This window comes from Vibrio sp. E150_011 (assembly GCF_053544015.1).
In genome coordinates, this window is sequence record NZ_JBHFOL010000001.1 from 643,335 (window position 1) to 660,902 (window position 17,568).

General features: G+C 44.3%; 15 protein-coding genes. 3 read left to right on the top strand and 12 right to left on the bottom strand.

Annotated features, from left to right (window positions below):
• Position 1: 1 nt before the first annotated feature.
• The 4 genes from ACE1OE_RS02645 to ectA all read right to left on the bottom strand — a co-directional run bounded on the left by ACE1OE_RS02645 (position 2) and on the right by ectA (position 3,794).
• Complete coding sequence (locus ACE1OE_RS02645) at positions 2 to 1,432, bottom strand: aspartate kinase (protein ID WP_449210015.1); 1,431 nt, start codon at positions 1,430 to 1,432, stop codon at positions 2 to 4.
• Positions 1,433 to 1,547: 115 nt separating this feature from the next.
• Positions 1,548 to 1,934, bottom strand: a complete 387-nt coding sequence (locus tag ACE1OE_RS02650) for an ectoine synthase (RefSeq protein WP_102468946.1) — start codon at positions 1,932 to 1,934, stop codon at positions 1,548 to 1,550.
• 14 nt (positions 1,935 to 1,948) lie between these two features.
• The gene (gene ectB / locus ACE1OE_RS02655) at positions 1,949 to 3,214 is read right to left on the bottom strand and encodes a diaminobutyrate--2-oxoglutarate transaminase (protein WP_102468945.1); all 1,266 of its coding nucleotides are present in this window, start codon (positions 3,212 to 3,214) and stop codon (positions 1,949 to 1,951) included.
• A gap of 19 nt (positions 3,215 to 3,233) precedes the next feature.
• Entirely contained in the window at positions 3,234 to 3,794 is a 561-nt protein-coding gene (ectA, locus tag ACE1OE_RS02660) for a diaminobutyrate acetyltransferase (protein WP_449210016.1), read from the bottom strand.
• A 613-nt stretch (positions 3,795 to 4,407) separates the two neighbouring features.
• Between ectA and ACE1OE_RS02665 the strand changes: the two genes are divergently transcribed.
• Positions 4,408 to 4,590 carry a hypothetical protein gene (locus tag ACE1OE_RS02665; RefSeq protein ID WP_102468943.1) on the top strand — a complete coding sequence of 61 codons (183 nt, stop codon included), beginning with the start codon at positions 4,408 to 4,410 and terminating at the stop codon, positions 4,588 to 4,590.
• Between the two features lie 199 nt (positions 4,591 to 4,789).
• Here ACE1OE_RS02665 and ACE1OE_RS02670 read toward each other — a convergent pair whose 3' ends face one another.
• Entirely contained in the window at positions 4,790 to 5,902 is a 1,113-nt protein-coding gene (locus ACE1OE_RS02670; RefSeq protein WP_102469103.1) for an NADH:flavin oxidoreductase, read from the bottom strand.
• A gap of 221 nt (positions 5,903 to 6,123) precedes the next feature.
• Complete coding sequence (locus tag ACE1OE_RS02675) at positions 6,124 to 7,020, bottom strand: LysR family transcriptional regulator (RefSeq protein WP_102468942.1); 897 nt, start codon at positions 7,018 to 7,020, stop codon at positions 6,124 to 6,126.
• 244 nt (positions 7,021 to 7,264) lie between these two features.
• Between ACE1OE_RS02675 and ACE1OE_RS02680 the strand changes: the two genes are divergently transcribed.
• Both ACE1OE_RS02680 and ACE1OE_RS02685 read left to right on the top strand, forming a co-directional pair.
• Positions 7,265 to 8,329, top strand: coding sequence for an HlyD family secretion protein (locus ACE1OE_RS02680; protein WP_449210017.1), 1,065 nt, complete (start codon positions 7,265 to 7,267; stop codon positions 8,327 to 8,329).
• Positions 8,330 to 8,332: 3 nt separating this feature from the next.
• A complete protein-coding gene (locus ACE1OE_RS02685) occupies positions 8,333 to 9,883 on the top strand; it encodes an MDR family MFS transporter (RefSeq protein ID WP_449210018.1) in 1,551 nt (516 codons plus the stop codon).
• A gap of 144 nt (positions 9,884 to 10,027) precedes the next feature.
• On the opposite strand, the gene ACE1OE_RS02690 is transcribed toward ACE1OE_RS02685, so the two are convergent.
• The 6 genes from ACE1OE_RS02690 to ACE1OE_RS02715 all read right to left on the bottom strand — a co-directional run bounded on the left by ACE1OE_RS02690 (position 10,028) and on the right by ACE1OE_RS02715 (position 17,105).
• On the bottom strand, positions 10,028 to 11,320 hold the full coding sequence (locus ACE1OE_RS02690) for an alpha/beta fold hydrolase (protein WP_449210019.1): 1,293 nt from the start codon (positions 11,318 to 11,320) through the stop codon (positions 10,028 to 10,030).
• A gap of 346 nt (positions 11,321 to 11,666) precedes the next feature.
• On the bottom strand, positions 11,667 to 12,911 hold the full coding sequence (locus tag ACE1OE_RS02695; RefSeq protein ID WP_449210020.1) for an NADH:flavin oxidoreductase/NADH oxidase family protein: 1,245 nt from the start codon (positions 12,909 to 12,911) through the stop codon (positions 11,667 to 11,669).
• A 103-nt stretch (positions 12,912 to 13,014) separates the two neighbouring features.
• Positions 13,015 to 13,632, bottom strand: coding sequence for a glutathione S-transferase family protein (locus ACE1OE_RS02700; RefSeq protein ID WP_449210021.1), 618 nt, complete (start codon positions 13,630 to 13,632; stop codon positions 13,015 to 13,017).
• A 162-nt stretch (positions 13,633 to 13,794) separates the two neighbouring features.
• Positions 13,795 to 14,826: an NADP-dependent oxidoreductase gene (locus ACE1OE_RS02705; protein WP_449210022.1), complete on the bottom strand. Its 1,032-nt coding sequence runs from the start codon at positions 14,824 to 14,826 to the stop codon at positions 13,795 to 13,797.
• Between the two features lie 145 nt (positions 14,827 to 14,971).
• Entirely contained in the window at positions 14,972 to 15,553 is a 582-nt protein-coding gene (locus ACE1OE_RS02710; RefSeq protein WP_449210023.1) for a TetR/AcrR family transcriptional regulator, read from the bottom strand.
• 193 nt (positions 15,554 to 15,746) lie between these two features.
• Positions 15,747 to 17,105, bottom strand: a complete 1,359-nt coding sequence (locus tag ACE1OE_RS02715) for a hypothetical protein (RefSeq protein ID WP_449210024.1) — start codon at positions 17,103 to 17,105, stop codon at positions 15,747 to 15,749.
• Positions 17,106 to 17,568 lie beyond the last annotated feature (463 nt).

Consider the following 17,568-nt stretch of genomic DNA (forward strand, 5'->3'; position numbering starts at 1 on the left):
ATCAAGCAACCTTCGAGCGAGAAAGTGCCGGGCTTTGCTTGGAAACAAACTCATCATGCAGCGCACAGATAGCCTCTCCATACTGATTGTCATCAACAACAAACTGAACGTTAACATTACGCATAGATGAGTGAAGGGCAACGGGTATCACGCCTTGATGCATGAGGGCTAACACGCCTTGAGCCAGTGCTTTATTCGTGTCAATTTTAGAACCAATAACCGAAATAAGCGCGACCATACGTCTCTTAATCTCAGAATGAGGATAGCGTTTTTCAGCCTTATAGAGCACCTTATTGAGGCTTTCTTTGTTGCCACCGAGGTAATAGGTAATTGAATTCGCATTCATTTCTTTACCAATCAAGCTTACATGCGCATCAGCGATAATTTCCATGAGTTCACAACTCACGTTATCAACCTGCCCGACCATGGCTTGATCAAAAAGATGCAATGCAAAGACTTGCTGTTTCCCCGCAATGATCTCGATTTTATTATCAGTGGGGCGATGCTCGCTTGAGATTAATGTGCCCGGATGGCTCGGCTCAAATGTGTTTTTAATCTGCAACTCGATATTACTTTCACGCAACCCAGCCGCTGCATTGGGATGAATCGCCTCCATTCCCAAGTTAGCCAACTGATCTGCCACGTCATAATTGGTATGCCCAAGAGGAAAGACTTTATCTTCCCCAACCACTCGCGGGTCTGCAGAGCTCAAATGATATTCTTTATGGATAATGGCGAGATCCGCTTGAGTTATCGACGCAATCCGGCTAAACGTCATCTCACTGTAGCCACGATCATAGGTCGACATCAGTCCATCAGTACACGAGGCATACCCTGTCACAATAGGTAATTCTGTACTGACATCGATACTGGCAAAAGCATCACGGATATTATCATCAAGGCTTTTCGGCTTATCTGAACACCAACCGCATAAATCGACGAACTTGGCATTGATGCCCAAGCTTTTCAACTTAAGCGCCGTATTAAATGCGCTATGGGCCTCACCAATTGACGATAGAAATTCGCGCACTTGTGGCAGATAGTGACGTAATGAAAACTGGCCGAACTGGCAGGTTTCAAGAATATTCGAGATACAATTTTTGGCTTCGGTAATACGAGTACAAATAAATTTGTCGGCTCGCAGGCGATTCATTGGATCGGCAAAAATATGGCCATTGGTCAGCAACATTCGTTGTTCTACATAATCAAGCGCGTCTTGCCACGCATCATCACGCTTGGCGACAAGCTGATAGACACCCGGTTTACTGGTCTTTTTGCACTCTAGTAATGCGTCTGTCATGCCGCTGTACGCGGACACCACAAAAACTCGGTTATAGCGATTTTCTGGTGCGGGTTTTAAGAAGATATTTTCGAGCACAGCGTCAAACGCTGTCATTGAAGTACCGCCGATTTTCTCTACGGTATAAGTCATATAAAGCCTTAGATTCAAATTTTAGGTCAAGGGTAAGGTGGTGAATTGAAGGGAACACAACCCGTGTAACAGAGCCAGTTGATGCTGACTCTGTTACCATCTAATGGGTTAGAACTTAGTCAAACAGTGGGTAAACACCGTTTTCGTCGTGCACTTCTTTTCCCGTAATCGGCGGGTTAAATACACAAGCCATAACCATTTCTTTTCCTTGATAGGCACGTAGAAAATGCTCATCATTTTGATCTAAGATATACAATGTTCCTGGCATGATGGGGTAGGTCTCCCCGCCCACGACTTCAATTTCACCCTCACCACTCATGCAATAAACCGACTCTAAGTGGTTTTGGTAGTGAATGTGCGTCTCAGTATTTTCGTAGATAGTCGTTATATGAAAAGAAAAACCCATATTGTCATCTTTCAGAAGCATACGGACACTTTCCCATGTTTCCGATACAACTCTTCGCTCACTATCACGACACTCATTCAGCGTTCTTACAATCATCTTTTAATCCTTTATTAAGATGCTTTTTTAAAATGTTTCGCAACCACCAGCTCAACCGATTTTTCAAAGATCTCAAGCCCTTGACTCAATTCCGACTCGGTAATGGTTAATGGACAGAAAAATTTAACGACTTCATCTTGTGGACCAGCAGTCTCGATGACCAAGCCGTTGGCAAAGCAATGCTTGGCAATGTCTCCAGCAAAGTCACCACTGTGGCATTCGATACCGATCATCAAACCTCGGCCTTTTTCTTGCACAAACAGTGCGGGATGACGCTTGAGACAACGCTGCAATGTGTCCGATACCTGCGCAGAACGCTGAGAAATGTGCGCTTCGAATTGACGGTCAGACCAATAATGTTCAATCGCTTTTGTCGCCGTGACAAACGCATGGTTGTTGCCACGGAACGTACCGTTATGCTCACCTGGCTTCCAGATATCTAACTCTGGACTCAACAGTACCACCGCCATTGGCAACCCATAGCCCCCGATGGATTTAGATAAAGTCACCATGTCAGGCTTTATTCCTGATGGCTCAAAGCTAAAGAAGGTGCCCGTACGACCACAACCCGCTTGGATGTCATCAACAATCAATAATATCTCATGTTGCTTACAGATTTGGCTTAGGCGTTGTAGCCATTCATTGGATGCGACGTTCAGGCCACCTTCTCCCTGCACCGTTTCTAGTAATACCGCCGCAGGCTTATCCATGCCGGCTGAATTGTCGCCAAGCATCGTTTCAAATAGCGTAAGACCATCAATATCAGCGTAGCCTTCAAATGGCATGCGAGTAACGTTGTGCAAACTCGTCCCTGCACCTTGACGGTGATGTTGATTCCCTGTCGCGGCGAGCGCCCCTGCCGTGCACCCATGAAAACCATTCGTGAAAGCGACAATTGAACTTCGCCCCGTCACCTTACGTGCGAGCTTCAGCGTCGCTTCTACTGCATTCGTACCAGTAGGGCCTGTAAATTGTACTTTATAGTCCAAGCCTCTAGGTGCCAAAATATCGCGCTGCAGCGCCGTTAAGAAACAAGCCTTAGCATCTGAATGCATATCCAGCCCGTGAGTGATCCCATCTTGTTCAATGTACTCAAGCAATGCTTGCTTAAAGACAGGGTGATTGTGGCCATAATTCAGTGATCCTGCACCAGCAAGAAAATCTAAGTATCGATCGCCTTGTTCCGTTTCAAGCCAGCACCCTTTTGCTTTGGTAAAAACAACAGGGAAACTGTTTGAATAAGAGCGTACTTTTGATTCTTGCTTGTTAAAAATATCCATGATGAGACCGTTTTTATTCCTATTTTTGAGTTGCGTTTTGCTGCGTTACGTTAAGCGGGATCCGATACAAAAGCTCTGTATCATGCTCGCCCTTAAAGTGTATTTTTTCGTCCAAAAAGGTACTAACTCGACCACGCTGGCCGTGTTGCTTATCAATTTTTTTGAATAATGCCCAAGAGGCGTCATTATTTTCAGTAATCGTCGTTTCTATCGCCGACACTCCTGCGAGTTCATTTCGATTAAGTAGCGCGTCAATCATGCTAAACGCCAAACCTCTGCCTCGGTAGTTTGGAGAAACCGCGACCTGCCAAATAAACAAGGTGTTGAGATCGTCAGGTTTTCGATACCCTGAAATAAACCCAGCAATCTCGCCCTCGGCCCTCGCAAGAATACACGTTCGGCTAAAATGAGTGGATTGGAGAAAATTGCAATATGACGAGTTCACATCAAGAGGCGGGCAAGCCGCGATGAGGCGGAAAATGTCATTTCCATCCTGACCCGTAGGCTCTGAAAATGTCCATTTCTTATGAGGTTTCTCACTAATTTCGGGATACATTACCCAAGGTGCTGCGGTAATCATGTGCAGATACATTTCCTTCGTTCTCTAAACAAAATCCGCACGTATTAGCCCACAATGAACCATTCAAATCAAAAATAGATGGATTGAAAGCCCAAAAGTGCGACACAAAGCACATTAAAGGAATAAATAACGGCGAAATAATATAATTAGAACTCTAACCTTTTTTATGCAGTGGGTATTATTTCCTGTCTATTTGCGCTGATTGACAAGGTCAAATACAGCCCAACGATGGGGTTCAGTGACGCGCTAGCATGTTATTTTTTTCTGAATCTATTATTCCCAATAACATTGAAAAAAAAGAAGTGAGGAGTGGGAAAAGTAACGTTAAAAATAGAGGATTTAACACACGGACAGAATGCGAATTTACGCCGATATTTCGATCGCAATAGCTTGTTAGATGATTGAAAAGAACGTCAATCTGGGTGGTGAACAAACAAGTCACACACGGAAAAGTGGAGGCTGAATAGCATAGAGAAAACCGGCTTTCTCTATGCTATTACTTAGCAGGCCGCTTGCATTTGGTTAATCTTATGTTTCACATTTAACGGATGCGCAACCACGCAATAGAAACTACTGTTACTAGCACGTTCACCACACACTAAGCGAGCCGTCGATGAAAGTACTCATTCAATACACACAAACAGGAAAATACAAAGATCAGGCATGGGATTCTCTGTCCGTCAAAGCAAAAGGGGAAATTCAAGCGGTAACGCCATCGTACGCCGCTCAGCTTATTGAACAAAATAGAGCCAACCTACTGACAACGAACAGTGAAGAAATAGTGAAGAGACCGTGAGCCTAGCGTAACTTTGTGCGCTGACGTTCTTGGTCAACATACGGACGCTTAATCGTCTGCTTTTCTGAAACAGATCAAATACGCTACGCCTTATCATTTCAGGCTGGTATCTATCTTATAAACACGATATTCAACAATCGAAGGGCATCAATGAGCCAGACTTAAACGCTGACTCATTGTCACTAGGCGGAGCGACCACTTATAGGCGGGCGAGTTGCACTTTTCTTTCTTTATTCACAACACAAAAGTTTCCACGTTTTGTTCGACATTTAGAGCATCGCTCACACTCCACTGGTGAGTGATCCCCCTGCCGCCACCGCTTAATCAAATGCGGTTCAGAGAGTAAAGGACGCGAAAGAGCAAAATATTGGATAGTCGTGTTATCAGCAATGGCTTCAATCGCATGAATATCCGTCAGTCCACCCACCGTAATAACGGGTACGGCCACCTCTTGACTAATGACCGCACCGTATTCATGAAAATACCCTTCTTCTTGAATGGTATACCCGTCGTGGGCTTCACCAATCATAGTATTTGCTTTGCCATGGATATTACCTGAGATGATGAGCGCATCGACACCCACAGAGGCGAGCTTTTGACATACGAGTCGCGTTTCATCAAAGGTGACTCCCCCATCAAAGAACTCGCTTGCAGTGAGCTTCACTAAGATCGGATAATCGTCACCGACTAACTTTCTAGTTTCTGCATAAATCTCAAGGAGGAATCTCATGCGATTTTCTAGGCTACCACCGTATTCATCGTCACGTTGATTGTAATACGGGCTTAGAAATTGATTAATTAAATACGTATGAGCCGCATGAATCTCAACACCATCAAATCCAGAGCGCTGTGCCCTTTGACAGGCTGTCGCAAAAGCGCGGACGATGTAATCTATTTCATCCTTTGTCATTGCTTTACCCAATGTCTGCGTCCCTTTTTCACACACCGCACTCGGCGCATAAATGGTGCGTTCTCCAACATTGTACGTTGTCTTTGTACCGCCGTAGGCCAATTGCATCGCGATTTTAGAACCATACTGATGTACTAACTCGGTGAGTTTTTGGTACTCTGCAATGAACGAATCATCGTACATCCCCATCATGCCTGCATTAGGTTTTTCTTCTGCGACAATGTTGGCATACCCAGTAACAATAAGGCCAACGTCACCTTGAGCAAGTTCTTCGTAGATGGCGTAGAGCTTGTCCGTCATATGACCATCTTCTGTTGCCATATTTTCCCACGTCGCACTTCGAATAAATCGATTTTTTAATGTCATACTACCAATGCGACTTTCTGTGAACAGACTACTCATGGTCATCCTCTCAAATTTCAGTTCTGTACGATTTTTTATGCCAGCGAAAGCCAAAAAAGAATCGCTGCATTCACTGCGTAGCGATTCTTTTTTGGCTCTTTGCACAATTCTGTTTTGGCTTTTGCGCAAATGTGCTCATGTTCGATACTCACATCTGCCGCCGATAGTACCGATAAATGAAAACCAAAACTTATTCTAGATTAAAGTCCTGTGCGAAAAACCTAACGATGCTGTTGGAAGGCATTGAGCAGATAGTCTATGAACACCTTTTTACGTTTTGGCATTAGTTTCCGGTCGGCATACACCAAGCTTACTGAGACTTCGGGCATGGTATAACTGGGGAGCAAGCGGATAAGTTTACCGGTTCGAAAATGTTCAAGACAAATAAACTCAGGGAGCACCGCCACGCCCAAACCATCGATGCATGCCGTCAAACATGCCGTCAAGGTGTTCACTCTTAACTGACAAGGAAGATCAATTTGAACCAATTCTCCCCCTTCCGGTTGTAAGTGCCACTTAGGCAAGCGCGCCGCTTTGTTAAACACCTCCACCATTTTATGTGGCGGAATAAGATCTTGATGGGTGTGCACCTCCCCAAACTCCTGTAGGTATTGCGCACTGGCGACTAAAACTCGCTTGGAAGCCGTTAGGTGTCGCGATACAAGGCTAGAATCGACCAACTCCCCAATCTGGGCGTAGAGATCGATCCCCTCTCCAATCATGTCCACTTCTCGATTGGTCAGCTCTAGGTTCATGGTAACGTTGGGGTACTCGTGCAAAAAATCATGAATATATGATGCCAATACCTGATGCCCCAATTCAACAGGCAGTACGACATGGAGCGGCCCTCGAACGAGGTCTTGATTAACCGATACTTCAAGCTCAGCCTGATTCATAATCTCCAGCATTTGCAAACTCGATTGATAGAAATGCTCTCCTTCTGGTGTCAGAATCAAGCTACGAGTCGAACGTGTGACCAATCTCACACCAAGATGTTCTTCTAGCTCAGCGAGTTTGCGGCTGACCGTTGATTTGGTCATGTTTAATGCCTCTGCCGCATGCGTAAAACTGCCACAATCAACAACTTGCGTAAAAACGCTCACTGCATTTAAATCCATCGATTTTCTCCAAGCTGCCTATTATTTATCAAGGTGTTACGATCTTTGACCAAACCATGATCTTTAGCTGCTCATACATGGTTGTCACTTCAATAACTTGTTGCTTAAATCACTCGTTACTCATTATTTTGGTGTCATTGGTCATATTTTTGCAACAGTGTTTTCTCTTTTTCCTATCTTATCAACCAATGCAAATCATTTACAATTCGTTACATCTATAACAAGCCACACCATGAGCCTATTAATGACTAATACCACCACATCCTTGCCTGCAGCCACTCGTAAAAAACGTAACAAAGCCCCATTGATTGCGACTGCGATTATGTTGTCATTAGGCCTCGTGGGGGGCACGTATTGGTTTAGCTACGGCCAGTACTTTGAATCAACCGATAATGCCTATCTGCAAGGTGACATCACAAATATTAGCCCGAAGGTGTCTGGTTACATCGTTAAATCCTACGTCAGTGATAACCAAATAGTGAAACAAGGCGATTTACTGGTACAAATTGATGACCGTGATTTCCAAGCCGCGCTTCATCAAGCGAATGCACACCTCAAGGTAATTCAATCAAGCGTTCATAATTTAATGGCCCAACAAACGTTACAACGCAGTCAAATAAGCCAAGCAGAAAGCCGTGTTGATTCGGCTAACGCTGAATACGAACGCGCCGTTCAACAAGCCGCTCGTGCCCGTAGTCTTTTAAAACGAAACTACTCTTCGCAAGATGAAGTCGACAGTAAAGTGTCCCAACAAAAGGTCACACTTGCCGCATTAGAAGAAGCGAAGTCCAATTTGATCGCCAGCCATGATCAATTAACCGTTATCGCCAGTGAAATTGAACAAGCCAACGCCTCGGTAACAGAGGCGTTAGCGCAGCAAGAGCAAGCTCAACTCAACCTCGCTTATACCAAAGTCTACGCGCCTGTAGATGGCGTGATTGGTAAACGCAGCGTTCGCGAAGGCCTCCTCATTCAAGCGGGTGCGCCACTGATGAGCCTAGTCCCAAATAGCGACGTGTGGATAGAAGCCAACTTCAAAGAAACCCAACTTAGTGGTATTCATAAAGGGCAAACGGTTGAAGTCGAACTCGACGCATTTCCGGGTCAACCACTTGAGGGGGTCGTCGATAGTTTCTCTCCTGCCACTGGTGCGAAATTTGCCTTACTCCCACCGGAGAATGCCACTGGCAACTTCACAAAAATTGTCCAACGCGTGCCGGTGAAAATCACCATCACCGACCCAAAAACATTGCAAGGCCGCTTGTTGCCCGGCTTATCGGTTGTTGCGACCATCGATAAACGAGGCTAAACGATGAGTAATGCGACCGTCGCCATTCCTAATGGATCAGAGCAAGACGTTTCAACTCGCCACTGGATTGCCTTATTTGGTGGGCTAATTGGTGCGTTCATGGCGATTTTGGACATCCAAATCACCAACTCTTCCTTGAAGGATATTCAAGGTGCCTTATCGGCTACTCTTGATGAAAGCTCATGGATATCGACTTCTTACTTGGTTGCTGAGATGATCGCGATACCACTGAGTGGTTGGTTATCAAGGGCGCTAGGGAAGCGCCGCTATATCATGTGGACGACCACTGTTTTTACCTTATCATCGCTACTTTGTTCGTTCTCATGGAACATGACCTCCATGATCACGTTTCGAGCGTTACAAGGATTCAGTGGTGGCGCATTAATCCCACTGGCTTTCTCTTTGGTGATCCAGTTATTACCGCTTAACAAGCGGGCGGTTGGCATGGCGCTATTTGGTGTCACAGCCACATTCGCACCATCGATTGGCCCAACACTCGGAGGCTGGTTAACCGAAAACTATTCGTGGCATTACATCTTCTACATCAATATCCCACCAGCACTGCTAGTTATCTCCATGATTCGGTATGGTTTAGATGATGAAAAACTTGATTTAGGATCACTGAAAAAAGCCGACTGGTTTGGTATTTCAACAATGGCGCTCGGTTTAGGGTGTTTAGAGGTGGTGTTAGAAGAAGGAAACCGAGAAGAATGGTTCAGCTCACGCTTCATTATTAGTTTAAGTATTATCTCGATAGTGAGTTTGGTGTATTTTGTGATCAACGAACTGCAGCATAAAAAACCGCTCGTTAACCTAAGGCTACTTCGGGATGGTCAATTTGCTATGTCATGCCTCGCCTACTTAATTTTGGGGATGGCGCTACTGGGTTCGATTTATGTACTGCCTTTGTATCTGACTCAGATTCAACAATACAATGCCATGGAGATTGGTGAGGTACTCATGTGGATGGGTTTCCCCCAGCTACTCATTTTTCCGTTGGTTCCTAAACTCACTCAAATCATTAAACCTAAATACTTAGTGACGTTTGGTTTTGCAATGTTTGGTGTGAGTTGTTACGTCAATACGCACATGACGGTTGATTTTGGCGGCCAACAGTTGATTCTTTCAATGGTGCTTCGTGCTATTGGTAGTCCGTTTATCATGGTGCCGCTCTCATTGGTGGCAATGAAAAATATCAATAAAATAGATACACCAGATGCTTCAACCTTGACTAATGTCATGCGTAATCTTGGTGGCGCGTTCAGCATCGCGGTTATTGCGACACTGCTGGATAATAAAACTCGGGAACATCTCGCCCATATTAAAGAATCACTGCCCTCTGTCAGTCAAAACGGATGGAACGCCTTACATGAACAACAGGCTTTCTTTATTCAGTCAGGCAGCGATGCCGCGACCGCGATGCTGCAAGCACAAGCCAGCTTATTGGCCACCATGCAGCGCGACGCCGCGATTATGGCGTACAACGACGTATTCTTGATGATGACGGCTTTTCTCGCCTTTGCGGCAGTGATCATTTTTAATATGAAAGACTAGCGATGCCCATCACCTGCTAACGCCATGTAACCGAGCGGCAATGGATGGATAGGTACCCGCAACCGACTAATGAAACCGGTCGTCGAGTAAATAAAAACGCTGCCAGCAGGCAGCGTTTTTACTTACTCGATACACCCAAATGAGTTACTTAGGTAGGTGATCTAACTCATTAGCCATCGCGATTAAACGGTTAAGGATGTTCTCACCATCAACGCCAATTCCGTTATGTTCATACTCATTGGTAATCCATGCTTTAGACAAACCCAGTCCCGCTAGTGTTTCACGGGTATAATCTAGCTCAACAAACATATCATCAGCGTACGCTGCGCAAGCCACTGGCACGGTGTTCTGACTGAGCACGCTCGCATCATACACGTTGCCCCAATCCTCTTTTCTTGCCAACAAATTCGCCGCTTCACGTAGCGGTTTTAATGTCTCAAGTTGGTCGAACATCCATGGATACACCATTTCGCCAGTAAACCAGAAAGGCTGCCCAGATTGATAGTTGTATTGAGGGTAGTCTTCTCTAACGCGATGCGCTGACCAATTAGATGCAAAGCCTTGACAGTAAATAGATTCGTGTAAAATCGCATAGATCGGGTTGGTCAAGTAACCTTGTTCTTGTTGCATATGATTCAAGAAACTGTAGCTAAGCTGCTTACTGCCATTCACCTCAATAAAGGCACTCTCTAGCGTATAATACAACGGAAGGTTTGCACCGCCGCGCCCTAGATTTATCCCAATAAGCTGAAACTGTTCAACGGTAAATTGCTGACCGTTTGGCAGTGTTACCTCGTTTTCTAACAAGTACTGCGCAATCTCTACACACATGGCTTGCGCCTGAGGGAATTGCGCAAAGAACGCATTATTCTTATCAGTTACGCGCTGATAGGTCGCTTGATAGACATCATCAGCATGACGAATAATCGAAGGAATTCCGCCTGTAACGTAACAACGCAATAAGCTTTCAGGAAACAAAGACAGATAGGTTAGCGTACAAAAACCACCAAAGCTTTGTCCCAATGTTGCCCACTGTTTAATGCCAAATTGTTTTCGAATTTCTTCGGCATCGCGTACGATATTATCGGCTCTAAAGTGGCATAAATAGTCGGCTTGCTCACTTGGCGTTAGGTGCGCTAACGACTCTTGATTGACCGCAGAACTATTACCGGTTCCGCGCTGATCAAGCAAGAGCACGCGATAGTCTTGCAGAGCACGCTTTAACCAACCCGACTCACCGCTCGCTCGAGGCGATGGAAAACCTGGCCCGCCTTGAAAATAAACCAACCATGGAAGGTCTTGATTATCTTTGGAGACATCCACTAATTCACGGGCGAATACACGAATGTGCTCACCGTCAGTATGCTGGTAGTTAAGAGGTAAGGTAAAATTATGCTGACGATACAGCGTGGTTCCATCAATAAAGCTCGTTTGCACGCGACTTCCTTTTTAATAAAATATCTGACTGAGATAAGGACCAAGATAAAATGGTAATAATGACAAAACACCTTTCCATCTCATTCAAAATACTATCATTAATCACGCACCAAAACGTATCGAAATAGAGCCAGACAACACTGTAACCAATAGCATTTACGATACTGTGGATAAACAAGATGATGATATGTTGCGGGAACTCGTTAATACCTATCTGGCGAACGTTGACTTGAAGTGCTATCTCAGTAGGTTTAAGAATATTTGAGTGGGATAAAATCGCCTCTAGAAGGACACTTTACCTATCAGAACCTCAATCAAGGTTCTGATAGTGTGGCTATTCTATTTTTTACACTCTGCGCTTTTTAAACGTATGCCAGCCAGCGCTTAGTATGGTTTTAACCACCACACCCAGTGCGCTTAGGTTAGGATTGACTTCTTTACCTGCCGCAATACGCCACATTTGGTGTTCATACCATACCAAACCAACCATCGCCATTTTATCCAGCGCTGGCTTACCTGTTGTTGGCACCGTGAGCGGCATGCCATAGTTTGGGTTTTCTATGAGTTTATTTGGGAAGTCTGGATCAACGGCCATGGTTCGTGCAATGCCAATAAAGTCAGTGGCGGAGGTATTCAATGCTTCATTCATCGCCTGACCGGTTCTAAAACCGCCCGTGACCACCAGTGGTGTGCTTACCAACTCTCTAGCCTTTACCATATAATCCATAAAGTAAGCCTCACGTTTTAGTGTGCTTTCTTTGACTGGTTCACTTTTGTTTTTGTCCCCCATCATCGAAGGGCTTTCGTAAGTACCACCCGATATTTCGATTAAATCGATGCCGTTTGCACTGAGGGCTTGGACAACTTTCATCGACTCCTCTTCCGTGAAACCACCTTTCATAAAATCGGCACTATTAAGTTTGATCCCAATAGGGAAATCATCGCCCACCTCTTTACGGATTGCACGGTAGACTTCCAGGACAAATCGAAGTCGGTTTTCTAGCGAACCTCCCCATTGATCGTCTCGCTGATTATGTCTCGATGATAAAAACTGACTCACAAGATAACCATGCGCACCATGAATCTGCACCCCGCTAAAGCCCGCTTGTTTCGCAAGTTTGGCACTGGTGACAAATTGACGAATAATATTATGGATTTCATTCTCATTCAGTGCTCGCGGAGTATTAAAGCCTTTTTCTAAACCACGCTCTAACGAGATCGCAGAAGGAGCAACCGGCTCGTCGCATAAGAATTTAGGGATTTGTTTTCCAGGGTGGTTAAGCTGCATCCATATCTGTGAACCATTTTGCTTTCCAGCGTTAGCCCACTCACGAAATATCGCTAAATCGCTTTGCTCATCTAAAACAACATTTTTCGGTTCACCAAGTGCCGCTCTATCGACCATCACGTTCCCCGTCATGGCCAACCCAATTCCGCCTTTCGCCCATCGTTGGTATAAGGTGACTAAACCGGGCATTGGGTTATGTTGCTTGTCACCAAGTTGTTCACTCATCGCCGATTTGAACAAGCGATTCTTAATAACCTGACCATTAGCGAGTGAAAAAGGTTCATTGAGATCAATAGAATTCATGCGGGCTCTTACTGTTGTATTACTTTAAGTGAACCTGAGAACAGTGATGTCGACAGGTAAGCGGGCTATGCCAACACAAAGGCGGCATAGCGATCGTCAAACGTTATGAATAACGAACCTCAACCTCATCAGCTTTGTTAAATGCATCGTGCGTAGCAAGTTGCTTTGCATACTTTTCAAGGTTAGAAAAGTTCGCTATCGCACCGTTATTGACTAAGTTTTCCACAATGAAAGACATCATAATATCGGCACCCGACAATTGCTCGTCAACGAGGTATGTTTTACCCGCTAAGCTTTGGTCAAAGTAACTCAGTACCTTGGCGGTTTCCGCGTCAGCATAATCGGCTAGGAAGTTAGTTTTACAGCCATCTTTAGTGACAAAAAGTTTTAGCAATAACGGCAGTATTGCCGAGCTTTCTGCAAAATGTAACCACTGAGAATACTCCGTGTATTCACGAGTACCGCGCGCTGGTGCTAGCGATCCTTTTCCATACTTGTCGATAAGATATTCAGTAATCGCCCCAGACTCGGTAACAATTAGCCCATCATCTTCTAGTACTGGTGATTTACCAAGTGGGTGAATACTCTTTAACTCTGGCGGTGCAAGAAATGTCACGCTGTCTCTTTGATAAGGCTTAATTTGATAGTCGACACCCAGTTCTTCAAGCAACCAAATGATGCGCTTTGAGCGCGACTTGTTTAAGTGGTGAAGCGTGATCATAATATTTCCCTTTACTTGATGTCGTGCCTCGACTTTGACAGCGCAAAGCCGAGGCGTTGTTTTTGGCCTTAGACCTATAGAGTTATAGAGTTATAGAGTTATAGGTTGAGAAGCCTGCAAATCGATTAGCCATTAACTATCGAATTCTTTCGCCTAATCAGCTTATTTAGGTTGGTTAACCTGAATGACTAACTTACCGAAGTTTTTACCTTCTAGCAGACCCATAAACGCCTCTGGTGCTTGTTCAAGGCCATCAACAAGATGCTCACGATATTGCATTTTGCCTTCCGCCAACCAAGCTGTCATATCTTGGGCAAATTCATTGTAGCGATCTGCGTAGTCATCAAAGATAATAAAGCCCTGCATCTTAATGCGCTTAACTAATAGAGTACCCATCAGCGCTGACATACGGTCAGGACCATCTGGTAGCGACGTGGCATTGTATTGAGAAACCAGCCCACAAAGTGGCACACGTGCCGCGGTATTTAATAGTGGTAAAACCGCATCAAACACTTTACCGCCAACATTTTCGAAATAGACATCGATGCCTTTATCACACACGGCGGCAAGCTGCTCTGCAAAGTCATCCGCTTTATGGTCAATACACTCATCAAAGCCCAACACATCTTTCGCATAACGGCATTTTTCTTCACCACCCGCTACGCCAATCACACGGCAACCCTTTAGCTTACCAATTTGACCAACCGTTGCGCCTACAGGGCCGGTAGCCGCAGCCACCACTAACGTTTCACCTGCTTTAGGCGCACCAATATCAAGCAAGCCCATGTAAGCGGTAAAACCAGGCATACCCATGATACCTAATGCAAATGACGGGTGAGTTGGGTGTTGGCCTAACTTGATTAAACCTTCACCGTTTGATACGCCATAATCCTGCCAACCGGTATAAGCGAGTACCCACTCACCCACTGGGAAATCAGCGTTATTGGATTGCTCAACCTGACACACTGTCGCCCCAACCATTACGTCATCAATCTCAACCGGGTCAGCGTAAGATTTTGCTGCGCTCATGCGGCCACGCATGTACGGGTCAAGCGACAAATAGATACTACGAAGTAGCATTTCGTTATCACCGATGCTTGGGATGTCCGCATTCTCAATTCTAAAATCGTTTTGGGTCGGTGCGCCAACTGGGCGAGAAGCCAATACAACACGGCGGTTAGTCATTTGAGTCATTATGTTATTCCTTTATCTCAGGTTAAACCGATCTGAGTCACAAAATTAGACCAGTCGTCTAGTGTTCATTTCTAAAAATCCCGCCTGATTACTGCCCCTCCATCATGTGGAGAACACAGCCCGTTAGGCGGGGAATGTATAGGGGTTAAACCAAAAGTTGTTTGGTTGTAATAAACGCTTGCTCTAACCCTAGTTGATCTTGAGTAAGTTTGCTCATTAAGCTTGCGCCAAGCCAAAGTTGATAGATAACCTGTGCGGTATTTTTGCTATCCGCCACGTTAATCGAGCCATCTTCAGTACCTTCTTGTAAGCACTTAGCAATCGCTGCCACGACACGGTTAGCGCCAGACAATAACGCCTCTCGCATGGGTGTTGAGAGATCGGACACCTCTGCGCTGAGTTTTACCACTAAGCACTTGTGGGCATTACAGCTGCCACCTTCTACACTTAGCCAGCGGCCAAAGTAATCTAAAACGCGATCAAGCCCGCTGCCTTGCCCCAATTCTAGAATGCTGTTGATACGTTCTAAATACTGCTGGAAGTAGTCTTCAATTAACGCCTCGCCAAATTGTTCCTTCGATTTGAAGTAGTGATAAAACGAACCTTTCGGCACATCAGCGGTTTTGAGTAGTTCAGACAAGCCAACACTGGTAAAGCCTTTCGTTACCACTAACTGGTAACCGACATCCAAAATGTGTTGGCGTGTATCATTGGTTTTTGTATTCATTGGAATAGCCTATTATAAATTAGACCAGTCGTCTAGTTTATAATACTGCGTGTGCGGTACTTTATCTATACGTTAATCATGTTTATCTTAAATACAAGTTAAACTCAAAATAAAAAATGTCTCGCGTTTGGAAAGTGAAGGACATAAAAAAGGTAAGGCTAGGTGCCTTACCTTAATCAAAAAAATACGGTTATTACTTTGTTAAGTCAGCCCAGCCTTGGTAAATTTCAATCGCAAATGCTTCATCAAAAAAGTTAAGCGAAAAGGACTGAAAATTCACATCATAGCCCACAAGCATATGTTGATTTTCAATCGATTTAAACATCACCATATCGGTATCATCACCTAATTGAGTCAGCTCAATGACCACAGCACCTTCACCGTTTATTTCATAAGATACCGTTCCAATCACCTCGTCAAAAGCGTCACCAGTGAACCCTGTAAGGGTAGCCTCATCTATGCCGTACTCAATCTTAACCATCATCGGATCAGGTGACTGGTTATTGGACTCATCAACTAGGAAATAATGTGTCTTGTTGACCAGTTCACCGTCACTAAATTGACCATTTTTAACCAATGGCACTTGCGCAGTCACACCTAAATCACGCTCACCTAAGGGCACACCCAACGCAATATCATTAGAGACGTAAATGTACTGATCAATCGCACTACCCTCTTCGCTTCTTACTTCCAATTTATCGCCTGATATTGTGTATGACCCAGTAAATTCATGGACACCGTTGTCATCTTCTTGTTTTACGACTCCTTCTTCATACCAATACGTTTGTACACGCTCTTCAGCGAAATATGCTGGATTCAAGCTAGCCCCATATACAGGTGCTACTTCGCCATTCACTCGATGCTCTAAAAAGTCCTCTAGTGAACTCACTCGCGGAACGTCTTCAGCGACCACGTTGCCATCCTCGTGCTTGATATTGACTGTCACACCACTGAAATCAATATTTGGGTCTTCCCCCTCAAGCGTCTCAACTAACTCTTTTGTCGCTTGAGCGACACTAAGTAGTCGTTCACTCTGATCCTCGTCATCCTTGTACAATAGTTGACTAGCAAGCGTACGCGCGTACAGGTGCACTTTCGCATCACTGCCGCCTACATAATCTTTAGTTAAATCTTCTACTTCAACGCCGAGCTTAGCAGCAATATCCGCTAGAGAGTTAGCGTCACTCATCGCCGATATTGTTGAGAATGGCGTGATATTTTTTTCGCCTTCAGCGGCACTCATGGAGTAACTTCTTGGACTAACCCCCACCGTATCACTGTCTGACGACACGCCGCCGACAACATGTGCGGTGACTAAGTAACTTTGATACTTTTCAGGTAATGTAAATACCCCATTTGAATTTGTCGTCGTTGAAAAATCACATGGTGTGTCAGCTGTTTCTTTTGCGCAAATGATCGCATTGTTAATATAGCCATCAATAACTGTATATTGAACACCATCAACAATGATATCCGATGAATCCGAGTCACTTCCACACCCTGCTAGTAATAGTGAAGAAATTGACAATGCCAAGTAAGATATTTTATTCATTTATAAGCCTTAATTAATACTTTGTAAATTTAGCGTCAATATATTGCAAGAAATAAAACAAATATAAAAACAACAAACAATAATAATTACAATGCGTTACAAATTAACCACTAAAATATATCACCCAAATAAAGGCAAAATCAAAATGATATTAGCCAGTATAAATATCATTAGATGCGGTATATTATACAGAAACCAATACCAGCAAAATAATATAAGACATACAGTTATATTATTGGCATTTTATTAATGGAAAAATTAACAACCTTGTCATAACAGATTAATAAATACTTATTTACTTGGCGAGTTAAGTCATCACAACCGCAATCTTGTTAATCAACCACATTGAAAGTGGTTCCACTGGTTCAAACATCAACACTTGTCTAATTCTCGATCATGACCATAACGTGTCCTTTGAAGATGACGGAGTAGCAACCCCTATCATCATTGATTAAAATTCACA